At 66.3% G+C, this 4,817-nt stretch carries 4 protein-coding genes and 1 tRNA gene; 3 read left to right on the top strand and 2 right to left on the bottom strand.

Annotated elements, in window-relative coordinates:
• Positions 1-484: 484 nt before the first annotated feature.
• Positions 485-1,270 (bottom strand): SDR family oxidoreductase, encoded by a 786-nt coding sequence (locus QW868_RS33405; RefSeq protein WP_316232564.1) that lies wholly within the window; start codon positions 1,268-1,270, stop codon positions 485-487.
• Positions 1,271-1,416: 146 nt separating this feature from the next.
• On the opposite strand from QW868_RS33405, the gene QW868_RS33400 reads away from it, so the two are divergent.
• Both QW868_RS33400 and QW868_RS33395 read left to right on the top strand, forming a co-directional pair.
• Complete coding sequence (locus tag QW868_RS33400) at positions 1,417-2,124, top strand: histidine phosphatase family protein (RefSeq protein WP_316232563.1); 708 nt, start codon at positions 1,417-1,419, stop codon at positions 2,122-2,124.
• Positions 2,125-2,274: 150 nt separating this feature from the next.
• Positions 2,275-3,042, top strand: coding sequence for an SDR family oxidoreductase (locus tag QW868_RS33395; RefSeq protein ID WP_316232562.1), 768 nt, complete (start codon positions 2,275-2,277; stop codon positions 3,040-3,042).
• Between the two features lie 317 nt (positions 3,043-3,359).
• Here the strand turns inward: QW868_RS33395 and QW868_RS33390 are convergent, their stop codons facing one another.
• A complete protein-coding gene (locus QW868_RS33390; RefSeq protein WP_316232561.1) occupies positions 3,360-4,595 on the bottom strand; it encodes a serine hydrolase domain-containing protein in 1,236 nt (411 codons plus the stop codon).
• Positions 4,596-4,745: 150 nt separating this feature from the next.
• On the opposite strand from QW868_RS33390, the gene QW868_RS33385 reads away from it, so the two are divergent.
• Positions 4,746-4,817, top strand: a tRNA-Trp gene (locus tag QW868_RS33385).

Genomic DNA, 4,817 nt, shown 5'->3' with positions numbered 1-4,817 from the left:
GTGGTACCTGCCGCCTGCATTTTTTCTCGCAGGCGGGCCGCAGGCGTCAGCCGACGCCTGGCCTTCCCTGCGCCCTCGATGCGAGAGGGCGGTGAAATTCGGGATCACTCGGGCGCGAAGGCGCCGCGGGAAGAATTTTGCATGATTGCACGCGGTCATCATGATTGAACTCCGTCGCTGCGCTCGCAATGACGGCTGCAGAAAGGAACGTCGCCTGACGGACAGCCGGCAGCCACGTTGCTCGCGCGATTCCGCGGCATGGGTTCCCGCGTTCGCGGGAACGACAGCGGAGTGTGTTGCGCGCAGCTGTGCTGAACGGGCCGCAGTGGCGCGGCAACAACAGCTGTCGTCCCGGCGGACGCCGGGACCCATACCGCGTGATCTGGCGAGGGACGTCGCTGTCAGTTGCGGGCTTCATTCCGGCCAGGGGATATGGGTCCCGGCGTTCTGCGGGAGGACACCGGTGTTTGGCGCGGCAACCCGGCTAAATCGGTTTTCCCGCGTATGGCATCGATGCCGTGAGGCCGCCGTCGACCGGGAAAGCCTGGCCGTTGACGTAGGAGGCCTCGTCGCTGGCGAGGAACAGGGCCATGGCGGCGATCTCGTGCGGCTGGCCGGCGCGCTTCAGCGGATTGAGCTGGCCGATCTTGCCTTCGGTGCCGCGCTCCTTGGCGCCGTCGAAGATCGGCTTGGTCATGCCGGTCTCGATCAGGCCGGGACAGACCGCATTGATGCGCACGCCGGTGCCGGACAGCGAATAGGCGGTGGTCTGCACCAGGCTGATGACGCCGGCCTTGCTTGCGGCATAGGGATGGCCCGAGGCGCCCGACTTCAGGCCCGCAACGGAAGCCGTGCAGACGATGGCGCCGCGCTGCTGCCGCACCATGTGCGGCATCGCGTGTTTGACCGCGAGGAACGGGCCGATCAGGTTGATGCGCAGGATCTCCTGCCAGTGCTCGACGGTCTGCTCGGCGATCGGGATCAAGCCGCCGGAGATGCCGGCATTGGCCCAGATGACGTCGAGCTTGCCATAGGTCGCAACGGCGCGATCGATGAAGCCGCTCACGTCGGCTTCCGAACCGGCGTCAGCCATCACGGCCTCCGCGATGCCGCCCTGCTGCTTGACGAGTTCGACGGTCTCCTTGACGCCTTCGCTGCGATCGACTGCGATCAGCCGCGCGCCTTCCCTGGTGAACATCAGCGATGCGGCGCGGCCGATGCCGCTGCCGGCGCCGGTGATGATGACGGATTTGCCTTCGAGGCGGCCCATGTTTCCTCCTGCTTCAATTGTAATCAGTTGCGTGCCGCGCAACGGAATTCAAACGCCGTTTCAAACGTGCTGAGATCGCCAAGCGGCTTGAGACGATCTAGGCCTTCACGTACAGCGGGAGACGAGCGGAGGGAAGGGTCTGAGCGATGTCGGCTGATGGAACGAAACCTTCTGTCGTCACCACGCGCTGGTGGTGGGTGCGTCACGCGCCGGTGCGCAGCGACGGCGGCAACATCTACGGCCAGTCGGACATCGCCTGCGATACCTCCGATCGCGAGGTGTTCGAGGCGGTCGCGAAAATCCTGCCGCGCAGCGCGGTGTGGTATGCGAGCAGTCTGATGCGCACGCATCAGACGGCGGAGGCGATCTGGGCCGCCGGATTCCCGCGTCCCGCAGCAATGATCAGGGAGGCCGCTTTTGCCGAGCAGCATCTCGGGCAATGGCAGGGCATGAACCGCGCCGCGTTCCTGGCCAGCCGTCCCGCGGGCAGCCACTGGTTCGCCGACATCGATGAGCCGGCGCCGGGCGGCGAGAGCTACATGGATCTGTACACCCGCGTGACAGCGGCGATTGCGCGCATCACGGTTTCGGAAGCCGGCCGCGACGTCATCGCCGTCGGCCATGGCGGCACCATCAAGGCGGCTGTTGGCCTGGCGCTCGGCGGCCTGGTCGAGAAGGGGCTGGCCTTCGACATCGACAATTGCTCGGTGACCCGGCTCGACCACATCGTGGCCGGCGAGACCAGCACATGGCGCCTGCCAATGGTCAATCAGCAGCCGTGGATCGCGGATGCAAGGCACAAGGCGATGCATCAGCCGGCCGGGCCGGAGCTGACGACGAGCAAGCTGGCGTGAGGCATCCCGTGGCCCGGATGAGCGAAGCGACATGCGGGTTCACCGGGACAGCACGTGAGACCCCGGATGTCGCTGCGCTCATCCGGGCTACGGGACTTACAATGAGCCGTCGGAGCCGACGACATTCCAACAAGCCAAGGAGGACTCCCAATGACCCTGTTCGACATGACCGGCAAGGTCGCCGTCATCACCGGATCCACGCGCGGCATCGGGCTCGCCATTGCCGAACGCATGGCCGAGCACGGCGCCAAGGTGGTGATCTCTTCGCGCAAGGCGGATGTCTGCGATGCTGTCGCCAAGGAGCTCAATGAGCGATTTGGAGCGGGTACCGCGGCCGCGGTCGCCGCCAACATCTCCAGCAAGGAGGACCTGCAGAACCTCGTCGACGAGGCCAACCGCATCTACGGCAAGATCGACGTGCTGGTCTGCAACGCCGCGTCGAACCCGTATTACGGGCCGCTCGCCGGCATCTCCGACGATCAGTTCCGCAAGATCCTCGACAACAACATCGTCGCCAACAACTGGCTGATCAGCATGGTCGTGCCGCAGATGATCGCGCGCAAGGACGGCTCGATCATCATCGTTTCCTCGATCGGCGGCCTGAAGGGCTCGACCATCCTCGGTGCCTACGCGATCTCCAAGGCCGCCGACATGCAGCTCGCGCGCAACCTCGCCTGCGAATACGGCCCGCACAATGTGCGCGTGAACTGCATCGCGCCCGGCCTGATCAAGACCGATTTCGCCAAAGCGCTGTGGGACAATCCGGAGAACCTGAAGGCCTCGACCGCCCGCTCGCCGCTGCTCCGCATCGGCATCCCCGACGAAATCGCGGGCGCCGCCGTCTTCCTGGGCTCCGCCGCCGGCAACTTCATGACCGGCCAGACCATGGTGATCGACGGCGGCGCGACGATCAGTTGAGGAGAGCTGTCAGTGGAGCCGGTGCCATGGCCTCATCCAACGGTGTCGTCCCCGCGAACGCGGGGACCCAGAACCACCGGCCGGCATGAGGCCGGCAACTGGCAGTGACGTCCCTCGACAAATCACGCGGTATGGGTCCCGGCGTTCGCCGGGACGACAGCAGTGGTTGTCGCGTCATCCGGGCAAACGGGGCAGGCCCGCATTCGCCGCGAACACAGCGTTGTTGCCCGCATGAGCGAAGCGATATGCGGGGTCACATGACGAGAGCGGATATCCCGGATGTCGCTGCGCTCATCCGTGCTAGGAAGCAGGCGCCCTCACTCCACCGCCGCGTACACCACGTCGCGCACCAGCGTGCGCAGATAGTCCCGCTGTCCGGGGGCCTGGGCCATGAACACGCAGAACAGCTCCTCCTTCGGATCGATCCAGAAGAACGTGCCGGCGATGCCGCTCCAGAAGAAGGTGCCGGGCGAGCCGGGGAAGGGCGCGATGCCGGCCTCGCGGCGCACCGCGAAGCCGAGGCCGAAGCCGTGACCGGGCGACAGCAGGGTTCCGACCGTCTTCACGTGCGGCCCGAGATGGTCGGAGGCCATCAGCTCGAGCGTCTTGCGGCCGACCAGCCGGGTGCCGTCGAGGCTGCCCTTGCCGAGCAGCATCGCGCAGAACCGGGCGTAGTCCATCGTGGTCGCCACCAGCCCGCCGCCGCCGGATTCCATCAGCGGCTGCTCGGTCATCTTGAACAGGTTGACCGCCTCGCCGGTCCACGGGTCCTTGGCGAACGGCTCGGCCAGCCGGCCAGCATTCGCCTCGGCGGTGGAGAAGCCGGTCTCCTTCATGCCGAGCGGCTCGAGGATGCGCTCGGAGAGGAAGGGGCCGAGCGTCTGGCCCGAGACGACCTCGATGATGCGTCCGAGGATGTCGGTCGAGCGGCTGTAGTTGAACTCGGCGCCCGGCTGGCAGATCAGCGGCAGGCCGGCGACGATCGTCGCGTGCTCGGCATTGGTGATCTTGCGGCTGCGCACCCGCGATTGCTGGTAGAGCCGGTGCACCGGCCCGGTGCCGGTGTGCTCATACGCCAGGCCCGAGGTGTGGCGCAGCAGGTCCTGCACCGTCATCGGCTGGGCGACCGGTACCAGCTCCAGCTTGCCACCGGTCTCGACGCCCACTTTCTGCTCGCCGAATTCCGGGATGAACTTGGCGACCGGGTCGGACAGCAACAGCTCGCCGTCCTCGACCAGCATCATGATCCCGAGCGAGACAATCGGCTTGGTCATCGAGAAGATGCGGAAGATCGAATCCGGTCGCATCGGCGTGTCGGCGTCGGGCGCTTGCCGACCGATGGCGTCGAACCAGCCGATCCGGCCGCGGCGGCCGACCAGCAGGGTGGCACCGGGGATGGTTCCCTTGTCGGCCTCGCGCTTGAACGCATCCGAAGCTCGCTGCAGCCGCGCCTGGGACAGGCCCAGCGCCTCGGGGCGGTCATCCGGCAGCGGCGGCGTCAGCGAGCGGAGCGCGGAAAGGTGCGCGCTGGATGCGGCAGTCGGCGGGGTCATGGGCTCTCCCTGAAGTCCTGTTGTCGGTTTGCATCAAGTCTGGCGCGGAAGTTGTGGTCTGACCAGTCGATTTGCCCCATTGCACCCTTGCATTCGGGGGGAGGTCTATGCTTCAAAGCGCGCGAACCGGCGACACTGTCCCGGCTCGCTAGGAGTGTAGCTCAATTGGTAGAGCACCGGTCTCCAAAACCGGGGGTTGGGAGTTCGAGCCTCTCCACTCCT

This window comes from Bradyrhizobium sp. SZCCHNR1051 (assembly GCF_032489615.1).
GTDB lineage: Bacteria > Pseudomonadota > Alphaproteobacteria > Rhizobiales > Xanthobacteraceae > Bradyrhizobium.
Note: the sequence above shows the minus strand (reverse complement) of the source record. Positions and strands in the feature narration are given on the sequence as shown.

Coding starts and splice junctions, on each gene's coding strand:
- QW868_RS33400 (WP_316232563.1), top strand. CDS start 1,417: ATGTCGGCTGATGGAACGAAACCTTCTGTCGTCACCACGCGCTGGTGG.
- QW868_RS33395 (WP_316232562.1), top strand. CDS start 2,275: ATGACCCTGTTCGACATGACCGGCAAGGTCGCCGTCATCACCGGATCC.
- QW868_RS33390 (WP_316232561.1), bottom strand. CDS start 4,595: ATGACCCCGCCGACTGCCGCATCCAGCGCGCACCTTTCCGCGCTCCGC.
- QW868_RS33405 (WP_316232564.1), bottom strand. CDS start 1,270: ATGGGCCGCCTCGAAGGCAAATCCGTCATCATCACCGGCGCCGGCAGC.